This is a genomic window from Fontibacillus panacisegetis (genome assembly GCF_900102215.1).
GTDB classification, from domain to species: Bacteria; Bacillota; Bacilli; order Paenibacillales; family Paenibacillaceae; genus Fontibacillus; species Fontibacillus panacisegetis.
On the sequence record NZ_FNBG01000006.1, the window covers coordinates 155049 to 173984 of the forward strand.

16 protein-coding genes, 17 tRNA genes, 1 rRNA gene and 1 pseudogene are annotated in these 18936 nt (G+C 40.5%); 4 read left to right on the forward strand and 31 right to left on the reverse strand.

Going from position 1 to position 18936, the window contains the following annotated elements:
• Positions 1-78: 78 nt before the first annotated feature.
• Both BLS49_RS07945 and BLS49_RS07950 read right to left on the reverse strand, forming a co-directional pair.
• Complete coding sequence (locus tag BLS49_RS07945) at positions 79-528, reverse strand: GNAT family N-acetyltransferase (protein WP_091228178.1); 450 nt, start codon at positions 526-528, stop codon at positions 79-81.
• Between the two features lie 37 nt (positions 529-565).
• Positions 566-997: an ATP-binding cassette domain-containing protein gene (locus BLS49_RS07950; RefSeq protein WP_217640043.1), complete on the reverse strand. Its 432-nt coding sequence runs from the start codon at positions 995-997 to the stop codon at positions 566-568.
• A 34-nt stretch (positions 998-1031) separates the two neighbouring features.
• Between BLS49_RS07950 and BLS49_RS07955 the strand changes: the two genes are divergently transcribed.
• A complete protein-coding gene (locus BLS49_RS07955) occupies positions 1032-1868 on the forward strand; it encodes a MerR family transcriptional regulator (protein ID WP_091228180.1) in 837 nt (278 codons plus the stop codon).
• Between the two features lie 450 nt (positions 1869-2318).
• Here BLS49_RS07955 and BLS49_RS07965 read toward each other — a convergent pair whose 3' ends face one another.
• A complete protein-coding gene (locus tag BLS49_RS07965; RefSeq protein ID WP_091228184.1) occupies positions 2319-2894 on the reverse strand; it encodes a TetR/AcrR family transcriptional regulator in 576 nt (191 codons plus the stop codon).
• Between the two features lie 123 nt (positions 2895-3017).
• Here BLS49_RS07965 and BLS49_RS07970 point away from each other — a divergent pair, with 123 nt between their 5' ends.
• Positions 3018-3890, forward strand: coding sequence for an SDR family oxidoreductase (locus BLS49_RS07970; RefSeq protein WP_091228186.1), 873 nt, complete (start codon positions 3018-3020; stop codon positions 3888-3890).
• 74 nt (positions 3891-3964) lie between these two features.
• Here BLS49_RS07970 and BLS49_RS07975 read toward each other — a convergent pair whose 3' ends face one another.
• From BLS49_RS07975 to BLS49_RS08010, 8 genes and pseudogenes are all read right to left on the reverse strand, one after another.
• Positions 3965-4201 (reverse strand): hypothetical protein, encoded by a 237-nt coding sequence (locus tag BLS49_RS07975; protein WP_091228188.1) that lies wholly within the window; start codon positions 4199-4201, stop codon positions 3965-3967.
• A pseudogene (glf, locus tag BLS49_RS07980) lies at positions 4198-5300 on the reverse strand (UDP-galactopyranose mutase). The gene BLS49_RS07975 and the pseudogene glf overlap by 4 nt, the downstream one beginning before the upstream one ends.
• 108 nt (positions 5301-5408) lie before the next feature.
• The gene (locus BLS49_RS07985; RefSeq protein WP_091228191.1) at positions 5409-6425 is read right to left on the reverse strand and encodes a glycosyltransferase family 2 protein; all 1017 of its coding nucleotides are present in this window, start codon (positions 6423-6425) and stop codon (positions 5409-5411) included.
• Between the two features lie 24 nt (positions 6426-6449).
• On the reverse strand, positions 6450-7043 hold the full coding sequence (locus BLS49_RS07990; protein ID WP_091228193.1) for a hypothetical protein: 594 nt from the start codon (positions 7041-7043) through the stop codon (positions 6450-6452).
• Positions 7030-9429 (reverse strand): glycoside hydrolase family 2 protein, encoded by a 2400-nt coding sequence (locus BLS49_RS07995; RefSeq protein ID WP_091228195.1) that lies wholly within the window; start codon positions 9427-9429, stop codon positions 7030-7032. The genes BLS49_RS07990 and BLS49_RS07995 overlap by 14 nt, the downstream gene beginning before the upstream one ends.
• A gap of 18 nt (positions 9430-9447) precedes the next feature.
• A complete protein-coding gene (locus BLS49_RS08000; RefSeq protein WP_091228197.1) occupies positions 9448-9870 on the reverse strand; it encodes a hypothetical protein in 423 nt (140 codons plus the stop codon).
• Positions 9857-12814 (reverse strand): glycoside hydrolase family 3 protein, encoded by a 2958-nt coding sequence (locus tag BLS49_RS08005; protein ID WP_091228199.1) that lies wholly within the window; start codon positions 12812-12814, stop codon positions 9857-9859. The genes BLS49_RS08000 and BLS49_RS08005 overlap by 14 nt, the downstream gene beginning before the upstream one ends.
• Positions 12815-12847: 33 nt before the next feature.
• Positions 12848-13474, reverse strand: coding sequence for a hypothetical protein (locus BLS49_RS08010; protein WP_091228202.1), 627 nt, complete (start codon positions 13472-13474; stop codon positions 12848-12850).
• A gap of 242 nt (positions 13475-13716) precedes the next feature.
• Between BLS49_RS08010 and BLS49_RS08015 the strand changes: the two genes are divergently transcribed.
• Positions 13717-14430, forward strand: a complete 714-nt coding sequence (locus BLS49_RS08015; RefSeq protein WP_091228204.1) for a LytR/AlgR family response regulator transcription factor — start codon at positions 13717-13719, stop codon at positions 14428-14430.
• The gene (locus BLS49_RS08020) at positions 14427-15758 is read left to right on the forward strand and encodes an ATP-binding protein (RefSeq protein ID WP_091228206.1); all 1332 of its coding nucleotides are present in this window, start codon (positions 14427-14429) and stop codon (positions 15756-15758) included. Before BLS49_RS08015 ends, BLS49_RS08020 begins: the two co-directional genes overlap by 4 nt.
• Positions 15759-15973: 215 nt before the next feature.
• On the opposite strand, the gene BLS49_RS25220 is transcribed toward BLS49_RS08020, so the two are convergent.
• The 20 genes from BLS49_RS25220 to BLS49_RS08115 all read right to left on the reverse strand — a co-directional run.
• Complete coding sequence (locus BLS49_RS25220; protein WP_245742299.1) at positions 15974-16147, reverse strand: hypothetical protein; 174 nt, start codon at positions 16145-16147, stop codon at positions 15974-15976.
• Positions 16148-16326: 179 nt separating this feature from the next.
• Positions 16327-16698, reverse strand: a complete 372-nt coding sequence (locus tag BLS49_RS25225; RefSeq protein ID WP_245742300.1) for an alcohol dehydrogenase catalytic domain-containing protein — start codon at positions 16696-16698, stop codon at positions 16327-16329.
• Positions 16699-16885: 187 nt separating this feature from the next.
• Positions 16886-16964, reverse strand: a tRNA-Leu gene (locus BLS49_RS08030).
• Positions 16965-16993: 29 nt separating this feature from the next.
• A tRNA-Arg gene (locus tag BLS49_RS08035) sits at positions 16994-17070 on the reverse strand.
• A 14-nt stretch (positions 17071-17084) separates the two neighbouring features.
• Positions 17085-17170: transfer RNA gene (locus BLS49_RS08040), tRNA-Leu, on the reverse strand.
• A 10-nt stretch (positions 17171-17180) separates the two neighbouring features.
• Positions 17181-17254, reverse strand: a tRNA-Cys gene (locus BLS49_RS08045).
• An 11-nt stretch (positions 17255-17265) separates the two neighbouring features.
• A tRNA-Gly gene (locus tag BLS49_RS08050) sits at positions 17266-17340 on the reverse strand.
• A gap of 6 nt (positions 17341-17346) precedes the next feature.
• Positions 17347-17421: transfer RNA gene (locus BLS49_RS08055), tRNA-Gln, on the reverse strand.
• Positions 17422-17449: 28 nt separating this feature from the next.
• A tRNA-His gene (locus BLS49_RS08060) sits at positions 17450-17525 on the reverse strand.
• A 30-nt stretch (positions 17526-17555) separates the two neighbouring features.
• Positions 17556-17629, reverse strand: a tRNA-Trp gene (locus tag BLS49_RS08065).
• A gap of 11 nt (positions 17630-17640) precedes the next feature.
• Positions 17641-17725, reverse strand: a tRNA-Tyr gene (locus BLS49_RS08070).
• A gap of 3 nt (positions 17726-17728) precedes the next feature.
• Positions 17729-17804: transfer RNA gene (locus BLS49_RS08075), tRNA-Thr, on the reverse strand.
• Between the two features lie 21 nt (positions 17805-17825).
• Positions 17826-17901, reverse strand: a tRNA-Phe gene (locus BLS49_RS08080).
• An 18-nt stretch (positions 17902-17919) separates the two neighbouring features.
• Positions 17920-17996, reverse strand: a tRNA-Asp gene (locus tag BLS49_RS08085).
• A gap of 41 nt (positions 17997-18037) precedes the next feature.
• Positions 18038-18111 (reverse strand) — tRNA-Met (locus BLS49_RS08090).
• A 39-nt stretch (positions 18112-18150) separates the two neighbouring features.
• Positions 18151-18226: transfer RNA gene (locus BLS49_RS08095), tRNA-Val, on the reverse strand.
• A gap of 70 nt (positions 18227-18296) precedes the next feature.
• A tRNA-Glu gene (locus tag BLS49_RS08100) sits at positions 18297-18371 on the reverse strand.
• Between the two features lie 21 nt (positions 18372-18392).
• Positions 18393-18484, reverse strand: a tRNA-Ser gene (locus tag BLS49_RS08105).
• Between the two features lie 3 nt (positions 18485-18487).
• A tRNA-Asn gene (locus BLS49_RS08110) sits at positions 18488-18563 on the reverse strand.
• A gap of 77 nt (positions 18564-18640) precedes the next feature.
• Positions 18641-18936, reverse strand: a 23S ribosomal RNA gene (locus BLS49_RS08115); the annotation flags it as partial.

Consider the following 18936-nt stretch of genomic DNA (forward strand, 5'->3'; position numbering starts at 1 on the left):
ATTACAAGCTGAAAAGAACTTTAAGTCAGTATAACTCCTTAACCATTAGCCCCCACCAAATAAGAATATTTTGATATACTAAATCTTTTTTACCATTACATACTCTCCATTGATATCTTTTTCTCCATTAAAATGAAAACCAAATTTTTGATATAAATGCAACGCTCTTTGATTGGTCTCATAAAGGCTGAGATAAATTTCATTACACTGATAGAGCTTAATGAGATGTGAAATGACGGCTTTCAGCATGATGCTTCCAAGCCCTTGTCCTTGATATTTCTCATCAATCAAAAATCTGTCCAGCCACACCCGTCCATTGCGGCCTTCGGTTGGAAAATAACCATACATAGAAAATCCAACCAAAACTCCATCCCGGTAAAGTCCTGCGGGCCGATAGAAATTACATTCTGTGGCATCTTCCAAGCTTTGTTCCGTAGATTCGATATATGATTTTTGGACTTCACTTACACGTAAAGATAGTATTTCTTTTAAGTTTTCTTTTGATCTTTCTCTGATTTCGATTTTCATACTTCTTCTCCTTTTCATCAAACTGCAACGCAAAGGACTATACTTCTGCGGTTGCCTTATTTGCAAACTGGTTGTTATATAGCTGCTCATAAAATTCTTTTCGATCCATTAGCTCTATGTGTTTTCCTTGCTCTATGATGGTTCCGTTTTGCATGACTAAAATTAAATCCGCATCACGAATGGAAGACAATCTGTGAGCAATCATAAAGCTGGTCCTGCCTTGCATCAGATGTTTCATTGCCTTTTGAATTTCATTTTCTGTTCTTGTATAGACACTGGAAGTTGCTTCGTCCAGAATCTGTATTGTTGGATTAGCAAGAATGGCTCTTGCGATGATCAGCAATTGCTTTTGCCCCTGAGACACATTGGAGCCGTCCTGCAGACTATCCGCAATTTTTTCTAGGTCGTTAGTAGTGGCACGGCTCAATATATCCCCTTTTTCCTTGTTGTTATTTATACAATAGGGTATAACGTAACCAGATAGTCAAGAGGAGGTGGAAATTATGAGTAAAAATCCACAAACGTATTTTACAACAGGGGAATTTGCAAAGCTTTGCGGAGTAAATAAAAGAACTCTTTTTCATTATGATGACATCGGGCTGTTTCAGCCTGCCATTACAAATGATAAAGAATACCGCTATTATTCGCATCACCAGTTTGATGTTTTTAATATCATATCCATCTTAAAGGAATTGAAGGTGCCATTAAAGGAGATCAAACTCTATCTGGATGAGAGAACTCCTGAACGTATACTGGAGTTATCCAAGCAGAAAATCGCGGAAGTAGCAAGAGAGATAGAAAAATTAAATCATATCAAGCACATCCTTGAGGAGACCATTGTCTTTACAAATCAGAGATTGCGAGCAGATTTAGAAAAAATTATTGTGGAAGAGCAGGAGGAAATGAGCATTATCCTCAGCACTTTGCTCAATGAGGAAAATATGAAAGAAGATTATATCAAATGGATGCTGGCATTCAGGAGCTTCGAAAACAGAACCCAATCCAAAGAAACCTCTTTTGTTGGGGCAATGATAAGTAGAGAGAATATCTTAAACAGTAATTACAGCAATCAATCCTACTTTTTTGTAAAAACCAGCAGCAATAGACAGCCTAACTTATCCATCGCCATAAAACCAAAGGGATTGTATGCCGTCGCCTATCACCCTGGAAGCTATGAAACAATAGGCAGAACCTATGAGAAGCTGATAGCATTTTCAGAAAAAAATCATCTTCGCATGCTCGAATTTGCCTATGAGGAATACCTGATAGACGAAGTTGCAGTAAAAAATGAAACAGAGTATATTACACGGATTACTGTTGGAGTAAGCCCCTCGGAGTAATTTACTTTTAATAATTAAATTACTAAAATGAATTGCTAAAAAAAAGCTATTTAGATTAAACTGTAATTTCACGGCCTACCCAATGGATAGTTCTGTTTGTTCCAAAATCCGCTTGCTTTCACCGATTTTAATTTCAAGGAGGGAGAAATTTTCTCGTAGAGATAGGACAGAACGTCTCTGCATATTCACCAAAATCAGCCTGTTGCGTTCAATTTTTCGTGTGAAATCCAGAAGCATTTTCCTAATGAGCTTAAATGTCGCAAATATTTGATTCAGATCATCCATTGTGTACTACAGAAAAATTGCGTCTCAGTTTCCGCAGCATCTACACAAATCTCGCTGGTACCAAAAAAATCCTCCTTTATTCTCCCTGTTTTGTGAAGAACAGATAGCTAAAAAGAGGACTTCTGGCAGTGAATCCTGTGCGGTTGTAGGAACCCATTTGAAGCGTTAATTTCTGACTCCTCCTTGATTAAGAGAACCAACATCAACACCTTTATATTTAAAATGTTTAATGATTTTAAATAACTCTTCCTTCGTTTCCCTTTTCCCGCCTCTGACCCAGTTAGTTGTCACGGAGATAATTGATGAAACAATATAAGGAAAAAAATAATGAGCATATTCTTTTATAATGGAATCCTGTTCAAAAGATGTGCACATTGTTCTCCCAATTTCAGCAATCATTTTTTTTGTTAATATCACATCGACATTATAACGTTGTAGCATAATAAAAACCTGCCCGTATTGATCGTAGAGGTTAATGTAATCCCAAATTATTTGATCGTTTGAAAAATAATCTTCTTCCATCATATGCTCTTTCAAAAAAGGATAAAATATATGATCCATGATGTAACTAAAGACAGCTTCTTTTGATTCAAAATGGGAATAGAAAACCGATCTCGATACACCTGCTTGTTCCATCACTTCTTTAACTGTAATTTTTTCAAAAGCTTTAATGCCTAAAAGGTGAAGAAATGCTTCAACTATTTTATGGCGTGCCCTTTCTGATTTTGGATTAATAATCATAGTATTCCTTCCTCCATATTCCTACAAATCCACACAATGTGTATGAATTGACTTTATCGTAATTGAACGAATGTAAACAATTAATTATGATGAGGCTATAGTATTGAAGGGAGAATATAAACCATGAGAGATTACTTTAAGTATAAGGATAAGGTATGTGTGGTTACCGGCGCCGCATCTGGAATGGGCAAATCAACCACTGAAATGTTAGTAGATTTGGGAGCAGAAGTTTATGCTTTGGATTGGAATCAAGTTGAAGTTAAAGGGATATTCAAGTATATCCATGTAGATTTAAGCAGCAAAGAATCCATCGACGAAGCATTTAATCTGCTACCGGACACGATTGACTCTTTTTTCGGGATTGCCGGTGTTTCTGGTATCACAACAGATTTTAACAAGACTGTAATCATTGATTTTATTGCAAACAAATATATAAGTGAAGCTTATTTAACCAATCGCATGAAAGAAGATAGCGGTATTGTCTTCATTACTTCCACAGGCGGTCTTGGATGGGAAAAGGAAAACAACCAGAAAGAATACATGCCTTTAATAAAGGCAAAAACATGGGAAGAAGCCATCACAAAATTGGATGAATTGGACTTGAACAGGTTACCGGGTCCTTTAGGGTACTCCTTCGCTAAACTTGCTATGAACTACTATGTAGCTCATTTACAAACTACTTTTGCATCAAAACATATCCGAGTTAATGCAATTCTTCCAGGTTCAACCGATACAGGATTGACTGGAGAGTTCAGTGCTGCAGCAGGAGGAGCAGACAAATTAATGCAATATACAGGATTTGCGGACCGCCTTGCCACTCCCCGAGAAATGGGCGAGCCTGCCGTCTTTTTGAATAGTCACATGGCCTCTTACATTTCCGGAGCCCTACTGATTGTTGACTATGGTTCGGGCATTCTCTCTCAAGCTGGTCTCCAGCAGGATTCTATGGGAGGAGCAACATTTGATAAAATTAAGTTACATTTCTTAAAGAAATAGTTTCAAGAAAATATTGACTATGACCGAGTAGGAAGTGACGGCCCCCTACCCTCTTTCACAACCCTACTTGCGGATCAGCAGGCGGAGGATTCAAAAGGTTTACAAAATTCCAGATAACGCAAAATCGAACTTTTCAGCCCTTTTGCTTCCCAGTAGGAAGTTGGAAGGGCATTATTCGTGTTCAGAGACATTTCCCATACGCTTGGATAGTGCCCGCAGAGCAGATCTTTCTGGCAAGTGCCAATGGACTTCAAATCCTCCATATCTTCATACATATCCCTTTTTATAACAACACCTCTCCTGCGCTTCAACTAAATTCCCTCTTCACAGCACTTAATGCAGCTGCAATGACCTGGTGCATATCATAATATTTATACATACCTAAACGTCCTCCCAATATAACATTTGGGTATTGTTGTGCCAGTCCAAGGTATTTTTTGTACTTCTCATTATTACTGTCGTCATTTAGAGGATAATAAGGCTCATCGAATTTTCCCCAAGGTGTTGGGTATTCTTTAGTTATGATTGTCTTCGGCTGATTGCCAAATTCAAAATGTTTATGCTCAATAATCCGGGTATATGGAGTTTCCGCATCCGTATAATTAACAACCGCATTACCTTGATAGTTCTCCTGGTCTAATGTTGAGGATTCAAATTTTAAGCTTCGGTATTCTAATTCACCAAATCTATAATTAAAGAATTGATCAATCATTCCTGTATAAACAATCTTTGGATATTTTTTCAGGTAATCTTCTTTACTAAAAAAGTCTTGGTTTAGTTCTACATCAATGAATTCACTAGAAAGCATCCTCTTAATTATTTGTGTGTAGCCTCCCACAGGAATCCCCTGATACCGATCATTAAAATAATTATTATCATATGTAAAACGGACAGGAATTCGGTTAATAATAAAGGACGGTAGTTCAGTTGCTTTTCGACCCCATTGTTTTTCCGTATATCCCTTTACCAGTTTTTCATATATATCGGTTCCAATTAATGAAATCGCTTGTTCTTCCAGGTTTTTCGGACTTTCAATTCTTGCAGCTTTTCTTTGTTCTGCAATCTTTGTTACCGCCTCCTCAGGGGTAATGATCCCCCATAACTGATTAAAAGTATTCATATTAAAGGGTAGATTATAAATTTCCCCTTTGTAGTTAGCAATGGGGCTATTGGTGTACCGGTTAAATTCTGCAAATTGATTAATATAGTCCCATATCTCTTTACTATTTGTGTGAAAGATATGCGCACCATATTTGTGTACCTGAATACCCTCAATTTTTTCTGTATAGATATTACCGCCTAAATGATCTCTTTTATCAATAACCTTTACCCGTTTTTTCGCTTAGCTGCTTCATAAGCAAATGTACTGCCAAATAGTCCTGAGCCCACGATCAGATAGTCGTACTGCATTCATTTTCGCCCTGCCTTTCATTCATCCACAACTTGAAAATAAAAAATAAACCCGTGGATTCTAAATGATATCTACAGGTTATAAAAAGTTTAGCATTATGTCTTCTCTCAATTAAATCCAACAATTTTCTGTGATAATTTATAGGCAGATATGGAAATACTGCGGCCCAAACGACCAGGTATATTCATTAATCTTCCCATTACACCGTATCTGATCGTATTGTATAGCTGAATATCTTTTTCCTTAAGGTACTTCCACAGCTCTTTTTTCTTTTTCAAGTTTTCCTTTTTGCCTGAACGAATTAACAATATAGTGGAAATAACTGTTATAATCTCGAGATAATTCAACATATACTGGCGAAGCTTGGGATTTGTAATTTCTTCAATACTTATTCCGTCTATCATGAGTTTGTTAACTTTTAGTTGTTGGTCAATCCTCTTGATCATCACTTTCTCATTGACAGACTGGTCTTCTCTTCCAATAAAATACCGGTAGAAATCTACATTTACATAGTAAATTTTCTCTACCTTTTCCAGCGGCTTAAATACAAACAGATTGTCTACATAAAAAGTATGCTCTGGAAGCTTAAAGTGGCACTCCTTCAATAGATTCGTTCGATAAATGATGGAATGCATCAAAATATACTGACCTTTACGAAAGGCCTGGATTTCTTCCCAGGTAAAAATACGTTCTTCAGGAAAGTTTTTGTCATACCTCATTACTTTTCTATGCTTTTTACCCTGTTTTTCATAGACAAAATTGCTTACCACCATATCCACGGACTTCGCTTCCGTAATCAATTTCTTTAGAGTCATTAGTATTTTTTGATACGCATTTCTGTCTACCCAATCATCGCTATCAACTACCTTCACAAATAACCCAGCAGCATACCTAAGACCCGTATTAACCGCACCGCCATGACCTAAGTTTTCTTGATGCACCACTCGTACAATAGATGGATACTTTGCCACATAGTCCTCAGCAATCCTTCCAGTCAAATCACTGGACCCATCATTGATGATTAAGATTTCTATTTCTTCTCCTTCAACAAGCAGGCTGCTGATACAGCGGTCCATGTAATCCTGCGAATTATAACAGGGGATTATGAAAGATAATAGTTTCATTAACAAAAACCTCTTTTTTCTTTTTTAGGCCGCCTTTTGCTTTCTATCTTTAAAAATAATTTTTAATATCGGGAAATATACCCAGAATGAAATAGCGGCATTAATAATCATCGTAATTAAATCTGCAGCTGTTTCGCCGGTTCCTCCAAATCTATCAATCAAGAATTGATAGATAGGGTCCTTATACCATCCCTGGAGAGCCCCAGCGCAAATTGTTATCAAGATGTAAGCTATAAGGTACCAGATAGCCGCTTTATAAATATTTCCTTTAGACCGAAAAGTTATATTGCGTTGAGCAAAGAAATTAATCACCTGTGCGATTCCCAGAGTCAGTTGAACGGCAATGAAGTAGGCAAGCCCCCCGCCTCCACCAGAGGCGATAGAGCCTGACGGATAGTTAAAAATATAATAGGCTGATCCATCAGAATTATGACCAATCGGTAGAATTTGAAAATTGTGAGCTTCCAAAGCAGATCCACTAAAAATCGCCTTCAAAACTGGCATAAGGATCATCTGAAAAACGGTAATGCCGTTGCTTAATATAAAAAACATAATAAATTGCGCTATTTGGGGATGCTTTATACTGTAATTACTCCAGAACGCTTTAATTCCACTCACTAATACCACTTCCTTCTATTTTTACACTAAAGCGTAACTGGATTGGTTCTGTCTGATTGGAAGTAATCGTCAATGTCCCGTCTCCAACTATCCCGGTTGTCTTAACATAGGTGCCGCACATGCCCCCTTCTGCAGTGACACAGTCAGGACCTACAATTTCTATAGCACCCTCAGCTTTCAAGAAAATAGGCAAATGGGAGTAAGTTGCGTTATTATTATTTGCATCCACTACTCGTATACGGACTGATGCGACATCAAATGTATTTACTTCAGTTAAAGTAGTTCCGCTGACTGTAGTATCTAAGTGAATATTTGCGTTTGAAGCTTTGGTTACCTCAGCGACAACCTGTCCATTTTTAATAGCCTCAAAACGATAAACCGGCGCGGATACGCCCCAATTTTCAATATACTTAAAGAACAACTTGTAAAACGTTACCGGCGATACAAGATGTCGCAGCATTACCCACATCGCTTTAAAAATGTATTTTGGTGGTAAAGCGGTACCAAAGCGTTGAATAGCTAACAAGCACTCTTTGATGGCTTCGGCTTTTTTATGGGAATACTTTTCTCCCTCTTCAATTACATTTCCCACTGTGTCGTAGAATTCAATAGGCGGATGCGGCAAATAACGGTATTTATTATTGACCGGCATAAATTCCCTGATCATCCGTTCATTTTTGTACAGGCGCACTGAATCGGCATTAGTGAAGATGTAGTTTTCACCAACAGAACCTCCGGGATAATCGCCAATATGCATATCTGAACCGACTTCCAGAACTGGCGTTTCTTCCGAGAAACTCGCATACACTTTAGTGGCAAGTTTATGATTACGGTACATGTCCATGATGCCGTGGTAACAAATACGGTCTCCTGATCCAAAATCGCCATGCGTTTGATAATCAAACATACACCAGCCAAATGCCCCTGCAATATCTTCTCTTTTATAAACCTCGTTTAACACATTGGCATGGCGGATCGCATGCGACAGCCGATGAGTAGGAGTATCCGTTGCTTTGGTCGGGAACATATGACCATTAAATTCTGCTATCAAATAGGCTTTCTTTTTATTTGGTGAAATCAACCATCTCGGCAGTAAAGCACCATTCTTCCCTGTATGAGAGAAATCATTGAACGCATAAACATCTTCCAGCAGACTACTTCTCCATAGGAAACGGACACCGCTGGTCTGTCTGCTCTGATCCAAACGGCGTGCTATTTCATTTGTCTTTGAGTATAAGACATCATCATCCTGTGACTCGTTAACTCGTACTCCCCAGAGAATAATCGAAGGATGATTCCGATACTGCAGAATCATTTCTTCTACATTCTCACAAACAATTTGTTTCCATTCTTCATCGTTTTTGATATGCTGCCAACCTGGTGTCTCTGTGAATACAAGCAATCCCATGCGATCACAAGCAGCCAGAAAATGCTTAGACTGGGGATAATGAGAGGTACGAACTGCATTAACATGTAGTTCTTCCTTCAATATTCTTACATCTTCTATCTGCATTGATGCAGGCATAGCATAACCTACATGAGGATAGCTCTGATGGCGGTTTACTCCACGAATCTTGTACTTCTTGCCGTTTAAATAAAAACCGTCACTGCGAAATACGGCTTGACGGAATCCAACAGATACATTGTATTCATCAATAATGTCCTCATTATGATTTTTTAACATCGCTACTAATGTGTATAAATAAGGAGTTTCTGGACTCCACGCATGACTGTTTGAAACAGCAATACTGCAATTAGTGATTGATGCCCCTGATACCTTTAAACTTTTTTGGCCAACTACTTTTTTTTGCTTATCCAGCAGATATAGTTCCAGCGTGTGGTTTGTGTCAGGCTGACTGATGGTAACATCAATTAGCGCATGGTTCATATCCGGTGTCCGAACAAACACATCTTCCACGTAGCTCTGATCCGCTAACAGCAACCATGCTTCACGATAGAGTCCACCATAGGTCATATAATCAATGACATGGCCAAACGGCGGCACATTTGCATCTTCCCGTGTATTTAAGCGGACAACAATTCTGTTCTCGGCTCCATACACCAGTTTATCAGTTACCTCCACTCTGAATGCGGTGTAGCCACCGTTATGGGTCATTACCTTCTCGTCATTAACAAAAATTTCTGCCACATGAGCAGCACCATCAAACTGCAGGAACAGACGCCGGCCCTTCAAAGTCTCAGGAATTTCAAGATGACGTCTATAACCGCATATCATCTGACAAGAGCTTTCTTCCATGTAGTGCACCGGTACTTCTTTACAGGTGTGGGGCAGCCTTACGGCTGTCCCCTCTCCTGTAAAGTTGAAAAATTCATCAGTAATATTCTCTATAAAACTCCATCCATCACAGATACTAATTTTTCTCATTTACTCTTCTCCATATTTTCATTTTGAAGTATTAACAGTGTGGACTAATCCTTCTGACTTGGATTGATTCATAAAGCAAGAGACCAGTGAAGCAACGGTTCCGATTAGGAAAGCAATCCCAAAAATAATGACGGCTTGAGGGTTTCCTCCAATGAAGTTGACCCCGTTCACAACATCCGACAAGGTTGGAAAGCCCAAATAAAGGTGCATTGACAGCGCTACGCCAAAACAAATCGATGATAACAACGGTGCCAAATAATAATTTTTAATTAGAACCAACAATTCTGCTAAAACGCCAGCAATAATTAAGCCAAAGGTTACAAAGGAAAAGGTCCGATCTCCATAGTCCAAAATAATAAATACAATGTTAGCTACAAGCATCAAACATGCGGCCATAAAGCCAATCCAAAAGCCAAATGTTCTGTCTTTAAATAAGACCATTTATTTTCCCTCCCTTTGCGCTTCTTTTAAGGCTGGTTCTGATAAAGAAAAATAAACTTATCAGTAGTAACGCGCTAAGTACATAATTAATAACTTTCAGCAGTGTTTGCCACCATGGTGTAAACCCTTCGACTTCAGTTTCATCTGTCAGACCATTAAGCAAGCTGGATTTGGCTAGTGAGTAATAAAAATGTTTATTGGCCCGTCTTAATTCTTGCAGCACATACCCGTCTTTCTTACTAGCAAGATATTTATGAATTTCACTGGCACGACCGGTATCCGCATTGAATGTGTCTGTTCCGGCAACAAGTGATTCAATGGTTGGAATATTGGGATTGCCCTTGACTGAGTCTGTAATCGTTACACCTTTGAAGCCCCATTCATTTCTGAGGACCTGCGTCATCGTGTCAGAATCTGCATAGGCGAGGCGGGCACCAATCCGGGAGAATGACATCATTGTCCCAAGCGCTCCCCCTTCTGTAAAAGCACCCTCAAAAGCTTTTAAAGGTCCTTGGCGGTATGCCTGTTCCGTCATAAATGTAGCTAGTTCTGATCTGTTCGTTTCCTGATCATTGGATACAAAATGTTTAATGGCAGCTGTTAATCCTTTAGCCTGCATCGCCTTTGCTTGATTAGCTCCCATTAGGTAAGACATAATGCTGTCTTCGGAGTAGTATTCAAAGTTACGTCCGCTAAACGGAGTCCGGTGCATATTAGCGCCTGGTGACCACAGTTGTGTGGTACCGCTGAACAGGCAATCCTCTGCAATAAAATTGCCGCGTTCCGCCAATAATTCCTGGTTCCATGTGGAAGCTGCTACTATTTGGCTAACATGAGCAGTTGCCGGCTGGTTACCGCCATACAAATAATTGGATTGTGAGCCTGAAGGGCCATCTGTATTTTTGTTGGCTGGTTTATTAATCGATTTGACAGCGGGTTGACCAAAATTCTCACCAATCGTTGCACTAAGTTCACTGATTGTTAACTGATCGAGGAATTTATTCCATGTTTCATCATCTTCAAACGGAACATCTTTCATATCAAGCAGCTTGAGGGTGACCTCTGCACCTTGAGTAAAGCTGTCATAGGCAGGTGCATCGGCCGGTTTTTCATATTTTTGATCGTACATCACTGCTTTCAGTTCATCCGTTGCTGTAAGATCACTGTAAGGCTTGGGATAAGTGTTCCAATCATTGCGTGTTAAATAAGTAACTGTATCTCCGGCAAAGTAGTTAAGGTCAACATCGTCGAACTGGTTGGAAACAATTTCTTCTGTATACTCTGACTTGGCATAAGTTACATTATCCAGAGACTCAAGTGGAACAGAGATTGCTTTGTCCGGAGCTCCAGATACACTGGATCCATCTGCAGAGATTAGTTTTCCTTGTACGTTAGCGCCTTCTTTTTTAGCCAAGATATTATTTAAAGCATCATGACTGTCATTTCCAATGGCAAAGTAATAATCGCCCGGATCAAAAACATAACTGCCCTTCTTGCTTGTATCAGCTCCATTGACAGCGTTAGCGTCATAAGTAGCGAACAGATACTCGTCAATAGTAACTTTCACTTCTTCAGTTTCGCCTGCGCCCAATTCACCCGTTTTCCCGAAGCCAATCAATTGAATCGCTGATTTCTCGGCTTGACCTTCTTCATACGGGAGCTGTGCATATACCTGTACTACTGACTTTGACTTTCCAGTATAGGCTGATTCTGCCGGATATCCTTCATTGGTAACCTTCACGGTAGCCGTAACTGTTTTTGCTTGTCTATCCCAATTCACAGCTGTTAACTCTTGAGAAAAATTAGCATAAGAGTTCCCATAGCCAAACGAATACACCATTTCATCTGCATAGTTCCAGCTGTCTTTATTAACAAAAGCCCCCGCATTGCTGTTCGCATTATGAAGCCCTAAAACAGTATCTTGATATCTGGTTTCGTAGTATTTATATCCTTGGTAAATACCTTCTGCTTCAACAATATAATGACCATCGTCATTCGCATATTGAAAATCACCTGCGTTTCTGACCGCTGGTGCAGACAGTGAATCTGCCGCAAAGGTGTCTACCAGCCTGCCTGAAGGATCAGCAGCCCCTGTGATTACATTGGCAACGCCTGTGAATCCTTTCAAACCGGGATTTCCTATCCAGAGAGCAGCATCGATCCCATATTCCTCTTCTTCTAGCCAACCAAGCTCCATGGCGTAAGCACTGTTTATTAAGACAATAGTTTTTGAGAATTTGCCGCTATCCTTAATCATCTTTAATAAATCTTTTTCTGTATCATGAAGTGCAAGGTAAGAAATTCCATCGCGGTCAGAAGTCGCTAAGTCTTTGCCTTCACCACCATCACGGGATAACATTACAATAGCCGCATCATTGAAATTATCCTGATATGTGGCTTGTAAATCGTTGGTATAGAAGCTTTTTTCAACTTCTCCAATAAACCAGTCCGGAGCTGCCTTCACTCTGGCAACTTCGCTGTTTTTATAGGCATCGAATAACTTATCATTAATTTTGAATCCAGCCTCTGCAAGTGCACTATGCAAACTGATCTGGCGTTTTTCGTCCATCCCCGGTCCGCCGGAATTCCCGCTGTACACAGGGTCAGCTGTTGAGCGGCCAAAAAGTGTAACACTGCGTTCTTTAGAACTCAGTGGCAGAACAGCCTGATCGTTCTTTAATAGAACCGTACCTTCTTCCATTGTTTGTACATCATGCATATCAGAATCTTCCAGCATAGCTTGCAAACCAGCATCAGATAACTCGTAATTGCTTTTATAATGCATAGTACTGTCATCAGCTTCAATTACTGGTGCCGTCACATTTAAAAAGACGTTAACTTGACCGCTCCAGCTTATTAACAGCTGCGTCATAAGAATACTAAATGTTAAGAGAACAGCTGTAACAGATGTAAGTCCACGCCAGATGTTTGATTTTCTTCTCAAAAGTGTTACCTCCTCGCACAGGTGCTGATTGGCTTAATGTGATGCTGCAGCTTCATCGGTCAACGCGACATAATCGAAGCTGAATTTAGCTGCATCGACGACAATTGAGGTCTCCGGGTAAGCAACGGATTCCAGATACTCTTCAGCAGATAATGCCGGTCCCTCGCCACCAACTGCTGTACCCATCTCTTCGGTCCATTCTTTCGTGTTAACGTAACCAATTGGATTCGCACCTGCTGAGTATGAACTATTCATAATGACTGCTGTGGGCTTTGATAATTCAAGTGTAGTTAGCCCTTCTTCATCAGTTGAAGTAAAGGTTCCGTAGTACTTCATGATGTTTGCCCCTCTGGGAACAACATCATATTTCCCGTTGTCATTGAAATCTAAGGCACCAGAAAAATAGGTTTCAGTGCTAGTTAAAACATACGTATTGTCTGCAAATGTCTCAATATTCTGTACGCCGAAAGTAGCCTGTTTAAAAGTATGCTCCGGGTAAGCACTTACAAAACCGACATTTGTTGTAGAAGCATAATACCCTGTTAGCTTGGTTGATCCAGATCCAGCCGAATCCCCTCCTTTTCCACATGCTGCCAGTCCCATCACCATCACAGTTAAGCAAACTACCATAAAAGCTTTCTTTACTGTTCTTTTTTTCATCGTTTCTACCCCTTTGATCAAGTTTTGTATACGCTTCCTGATTGCTTTTCTATTGTATTAGATCGTCATTATTTTGTGTGATTCCTGGCATACTCTCAAACAATCAAAGAAAATTTAGCTTAATACATTTAGTTTAGGAGGTTTTTTTTTAGTTTGTGACACGCCTCAGGTTGCCTTATTGACAAAGTGAAGTTTGCTTCATATAGTGAAAGTTGACTTGAGTAAAACCGGAGAGGTGAAAGATGATTATCAAGATTGCTATTGTGGAAGATGATATTCAACAAGCCCGTTTGTTAGAAAGTCACCTGAAAAATTACGCCACAGAGAAAGCGCTTTCTTTCAACATTGTGCATTTCCCGCAAGCTGTAGCACTGCTAGAAAATTACACAGCAAATTTTGATATTATATTTATGGATATTCAACTACCTTATATGAATGGTATGGATGCTGCCCGCAGTATTAGAGCCCTCGACAAAAGTGTTATCCTGATCTTCATTACAAATCTTACCCAGTACGCTATTCATGGTTATGAAGTGGAAGCGCTTGATTATATTGTAAAGCCGGTTGAATACTATGATTTTGCTCTGAAAATGTCCCGCGCCATCCGGAGAATTAGCGAAGAATCACGAAATGACATTCTCATTACTGCCGACAATGGTATCCGTAAAGTTTCGCCTAAAAGTATCCGCTATGTAGAAACTGAAGGACATCACGTCATTTATCACACAGCAGATGGCGATTTCCGGCAATATGCAACAATCTCATCTATCGAAAAAAAACTGCAGACTTATGATTTTTTCAGATGTAATAATTGTTATCTTGTTAATTTGGCGTATGTTCAACGAATACAAGGTTATACGGTTATATTAGATGGCGTCGACTTGAAAATCAGTCAGCCTAGAAAAAAAGCTTTTGTGGAAAAATTAATGGAGTATGTTAGGAGAAAAGACTTGTGAGCGGAATTATATATGATTTATTAGGTGACTACTCCAAGCAGTTTATTATTCGTTCGGCTAGTCTAGTTGAGTTTATATTTTGTGTATTTCTGCTGACACTGCCATTTCAAAAAAAGAACGGTTTTGGATTGAAATTAGGTATCATCACTCCGTTCGCCTTTCCGCTTATTCTCTTAATGTCGGTAATTAATTCGCTCTATCCTCAGCTGTTTTCCGGGATAATGAATATTTTCATGTATTTATTTGTTTTGGCCGCTTTATACTTGCTTTACAGGGAAACCATTTCGGAATTATTGCTGTGTCTTTGTGGCGCAGTAGCAATTCAGGTGGTTGTAGGACGTTTATACGAAATATTGATTATAGTTTTGGATAAAAATCCTTATGAAACTCTTTCACTTTTTAAAGAAATGGTTCCATTGCGGGATTGGGCACTTTACTATTTGATCCATTTTATTTTCTGTACTTTGCTTGCTTTTCTTTTTCGCCGGAACAGAGTTTATGAACATGACAGAGCTAACAAGAGATTAATCATTATTTTCTCGTTAATTTTTATTCTTGTTACAGTGATTCTTAACTCTGTTAGCCGCACTTTTGAAGGCGAGAACAATATCTTAGATTTTATCATTCGGACTTTTGCAATTTTGTATGCATTGCTTACTTTATTGCTGCGTACAAGAATATTGGAGACCAGCAAGCTTAAACAGGATTTGTTAATCATGGATGAATTACTGTATTCAGAAAAAAAACAGTTTGACAGTATGCGAAATGAAATTGAGATTATTAATATGAAAGCTCATGACCTTCGTCAACAACTGGCAAATATCAGCTACAAACTAACCAACCAGGAAGTTGATTCTTTGAAAGCTGCTATTGAGGTTTACGATACAACAATAAAAACTGGAAGCGATATCCTTGATGTGATTCTATATAAGAAGCAGCTCTACTGTGAAAAAAATCAGATTCGTATGAGCTGTATGGCCGATGGCCGTTGTTTATCTTTTATATCGCCTACACATTTATATTCTCTTTTAAGCAATGCCATAGAGAATGCTTTGGAAGCCGTGCAAGCTGTTAGTAATGTCAATCAACGGATGATTTCTGTTTCTATAGGCAAAGAAAACGGTGTTATTGGCATTCACGTCACTAACTATTTTAATAGTGATTCTTCTTTTAAAGATCAGGTGCCGCAAACTAGCAAAAAAGATAAGAACCGTCACGGTTTTGGCATTAAAAGCATGCGCCATATTGCTAAACAATACAATGGAACACTGTCATTTCATTCAGAGGAAGACGTTTTTTATCTGCACATTTATTTCCCGATTTCTTGAACTTAACTAGCAAAAAAAGATCAAGGGGCTGTTCGTGACAACACCTTGATCTTTTTTAAAGTCGGCAGTGGTAAAAAATACTGAAACATAGGATACCCCATGGGTTAAAATCATTGGGTGGGGACTACTATTTGGCGGTTATTCATTGATTCTCGCAACAACCTTACCAGTAATTTTTCCTTCTTTCAATCTAACCAAATAATCGGGGATTTCCTTCATCGTAATGGTAGTAATTCGCGGAGGCACGATTTTCTTTTCTGCCAATAACTTGGCAAATTCGTCTCCAATTTGCGCCAGATTTGCCTGCGCTTCTTCATCTTCGTCGGTATAAACTGCACCAAAGCAATTTCATGCAGTGACATATCAGGGAATCCCGCAGTAACTGCCATCTCTCCTCCAAAGGCAAGCACCTCCAGATCTTCGTTGCACTTTCGGGACCTACTTTATTCAGGACATAGTCCATCCCTTTACCGTTGGGTCAGTGATTTAATCACAGCGTACACATCTTCCGACATAAAATCAATGGCTTGGTCCGCGCCTAGTTCTTTAACATAGTCGAAATTTTTACCTAGGCACGTAGGATAATTTTGGCCAGTTGAATCGCATAGCCACCTACTTCGCCTGCTCCCCCGTGAATCAATATTATTGGCAGGGGTCTAAGCTTTTGAATGACCGCCTGGTAGGCTGTGAAACCTGCCGCCGGAACCATCGCTGCAACCCCGAAAGGAATCTCCCTGGGCAACTTGCTGGCTGTATGGGTGGTGGTCCGGGAATACTCTGCGAATCCGCCGTCCAAATTATTAATGCTGCGCAGATAGTATACGCGGTTTCCCGCTTTAAATTGGTTCACATTTTTCCCTACAGCATCAATTGTTCCTGCAACTTCTAAACCTAATACACGTTTCTTCTCGCTAGCCAATCCCAGCATAGGTAAGATCATACCTTTATCATCATTTTAACCGTTTTCTTGTGTACAGCTACGCCAGAGAGTTTGGCACCTATTTGGGCTAGTTCCAGAAATTCACTCGGTAAACGAAGGTATCTTCAGCTCAAGCAATGAGTGGCGTACTAAAACTCAAATAAAAAAAGCTCACTAGAGAAAATCTCTAATGAACTCTTTTAGCTAATACCGGCGAGAGGACTCGAACCTCCACGGTTTCCCACTCGATTTTGAGTCGAGCGCGTCTGCCATTCCGCCACGCCGGCGTATGAAATTAAAAAATGTTGGTACATAATGGCGCGCCCTAAGAGATTCGAACTCCTGACCTTTTGATTCGTAGTCAAACGCTCTATCCAGCTGAGCTAAGGGCGCATGATTCATAAAAGTGCGGAAGACCAGACTTGAACTGGTACGATAGTCACCTACCGCAGGATTTTAAGTCCTGTGCGTCTGCCGATTCCGCCACTCCCGCAAAATCATGTTGGAGGCGCCACCCAGATTTGAACTGGGGATAAAGCTTTTGCAGAGCTGTGCCTTACCACTTGGCTATGGCGCCAGATAAAAAAATGGAGCGGACGACGGGAATCGAACCCGCGACCCTCGCCTTGGCAAGGCGATGCTCTACCGCTGAGCCACGTCCGCATATAATGGCTGGGGATATAGGATTCGAACCTATGGGTGACGGAGTCAAAGTCCGTTGCCTTACCGCTTGGCTAATCCCCAACGTTATTTTTATTTTTTGATAAAAAAATGGGGCGATCGATGGGACTTGAACCCACGAGTGCCGGAGCCACAATCCGGTGCGTTAACCCCTTCGCCACGACCGCCATAATTTAAATTTTCTTTTGTTGCATAAGTGGCAGGGGCAGCAGGAATTGAACCCACACCAAAGGTTTTGGAGACCTTTGTTCTACCTTTAAACTATGCCCCTATAGGTAAAAATGGTGGAGGCTGATGGATTCGAACCACCGAACTCGTAGAGAGCAGATTTACAGTCTGCCGTGTTTAGCCACTTCACTAAGCCTCCATGTGGTGCCGTCGAGAGGACTTGAACCCCCAACCTACTGATTACAAGTCAGTTGCTCTACCAATTGAGCTACAACGGCATATTCCTTTGTATTGCTAAATGGTGGCTCGGGACGGAATCGAACCGCCGACACGAGGATTTTCAGTCCTCTGCTCTACCGACTGAGCTACCGAGCCTTACATAATTGATTTAAATGGCGGAGTCGACGGGATTCGAACCCGCGGTCTCCTGCGTGACAGGCAGGCATGTTAGGCCTCTACACCACGACTCCACACTAATGTTATTACTACTCAAAGTATGAGCTTGAGTAAATTGCGGGGGCAGGATTTGAACCTGCGGCCTTCGGGTTATGAGCCCGACGAGCTACCGGGCTGCTCCACCCCGCGTCAGTATTAATCAATCTAACTATTCTATTATCAATCAGATGGTGGAGGCTAACGGGATCGAACCGCTGACCCTCTGCTTGTAAGGCAGATGCTCTCCCAGCTGAGCTAAGCCTCCATGGAAAGACAATTTCGATTATAACACAAATTTTAGTGTAAAATCAAGTTGAACTTTTTATGAATCTTAATGGTGACCCGTAGGGGATTCGAACCCCTGTTACCTCCGTGAAAGGGAGGTGTCTTAACCCCTTGACCAACGGGCCTTATTCATTTTAGAAAAATTATGGCGGAGAGAGAGGGATTCGAACCCTCGAGACGCTTGTGACGCCTACACGATTTCCAATCGTGCTCCTTCGGCCAACTCGGACACCTCTCCATATGGCTCCCCGAACAGGACTCGAACCTGTGACAACTCGATTAACAGTCGAGTGCTCTACCAACTGAGCTATCAGGGAATATTAAATCAAGGATTAATCCTTGAAAACTGGATACGAAACTAGATTTGCAAGTTAGACCTGAATGAATCAGGAATTTGGATAAGCCCTCGACCGATTAGTACCTGTCAGCTCCATACATTGCTGCACTTCCACCTCAGGCCTATCAACCTCGTCGTCTTCAAGGGGTCTTACTGATTGGGAAATCTCATCTTGAGGGGGGCTTCACGCTTAGATGCTTTCAGCGCTTATCCCTACCGCACTTAGCTACCCAGCTGTGCTCCTGGCGGAACAACTGGTGCACCAGCGGTGCGTCCATCCCGGTCCTCTCGTACTAAGGACAGCTCCTCTCAAATTTCCTACGCCCACGACAGATAGGGACCGAACTGTCTCA

Bases quoted from the DNA above. Each gene is read 5' to 3' on its own strand.
- BLS49_RS07945 (WP_091228178.1), bottom strand. From the start codon at position 528: ATGAAAATCGAAATCAGAGAAAGATCAAAAGAAAACTTAAAAGAAATA.
- BLS49_RS07955 (WP_091228180.1), top strand. From the start codon at position 1,032: ATGAGTAAAAATCCACAAACGTATTTTACAACAGGGGAATTTGCAAAG.
- BLS49_RS07965 (WP_091228184.1), bottom strand. From the start codon at position 2,894: ATGATTATTAATCCAAAATCAGAAAGGGCACGCCATAAAATAGTTGAA.
- BLS49_RS07970 (WP_091228186.1), top strand. From the start codon at position 3,018: ATGAGAGATTACTTTAAGTATAAGGATAAGGTATGTGTGGTTACCGGC.
- BLS49_RS07985 (WP_091228191.1), bottom strand. From the start codon at position 6,425: ATGAAACTATTATCTTTCATAATCCCCTGTTATAATTCGCAGGATTAC.
- BLS49_RS07995 (WP_091228195.1), bottom strand. From the start codon at position 9,429: ATGAGAAAAATTAGTATCTGTGATGGATGGAGTTTTATAGAGAATATT.
- BLS49_RS08000 (WP_091228197.1), bottom strand. From the start codon at position 9,870: ATGGTCTTATTTAAAGACAGAACATTTGGCTTTTGGATTGGCTTTATG.
- BLS49_RS08010 (WP_091228202.1), bottom strand. From the start codon at position 13,474: ATGAAAAAAAGAACAGTAAAGAAAGCTTTTATGGTAGTTTGCTTAACT.
- BLS49_RS08015 (WP_091228204.1), top strand. From the start codon at position 13,717: ATGATTATCAAGATTGCTATTGTGGAAGATGATATTCAACAAGCCCGT.
- BLS49_RS25220 (WP_245742299.1), bottom strand. From the start codon at position 16,147: ATGGCAGTTACTGCGGGATTCCCTGATATGTCACTGCATGAAATTGCT.
- BLS49_RS25225 (WP_245742300.1), bottom strand. From the start codon at position 16,698: ATGATCTTACCTATGCTGGGATTGGCTAGCGAGAAGAAACGTGTATTA.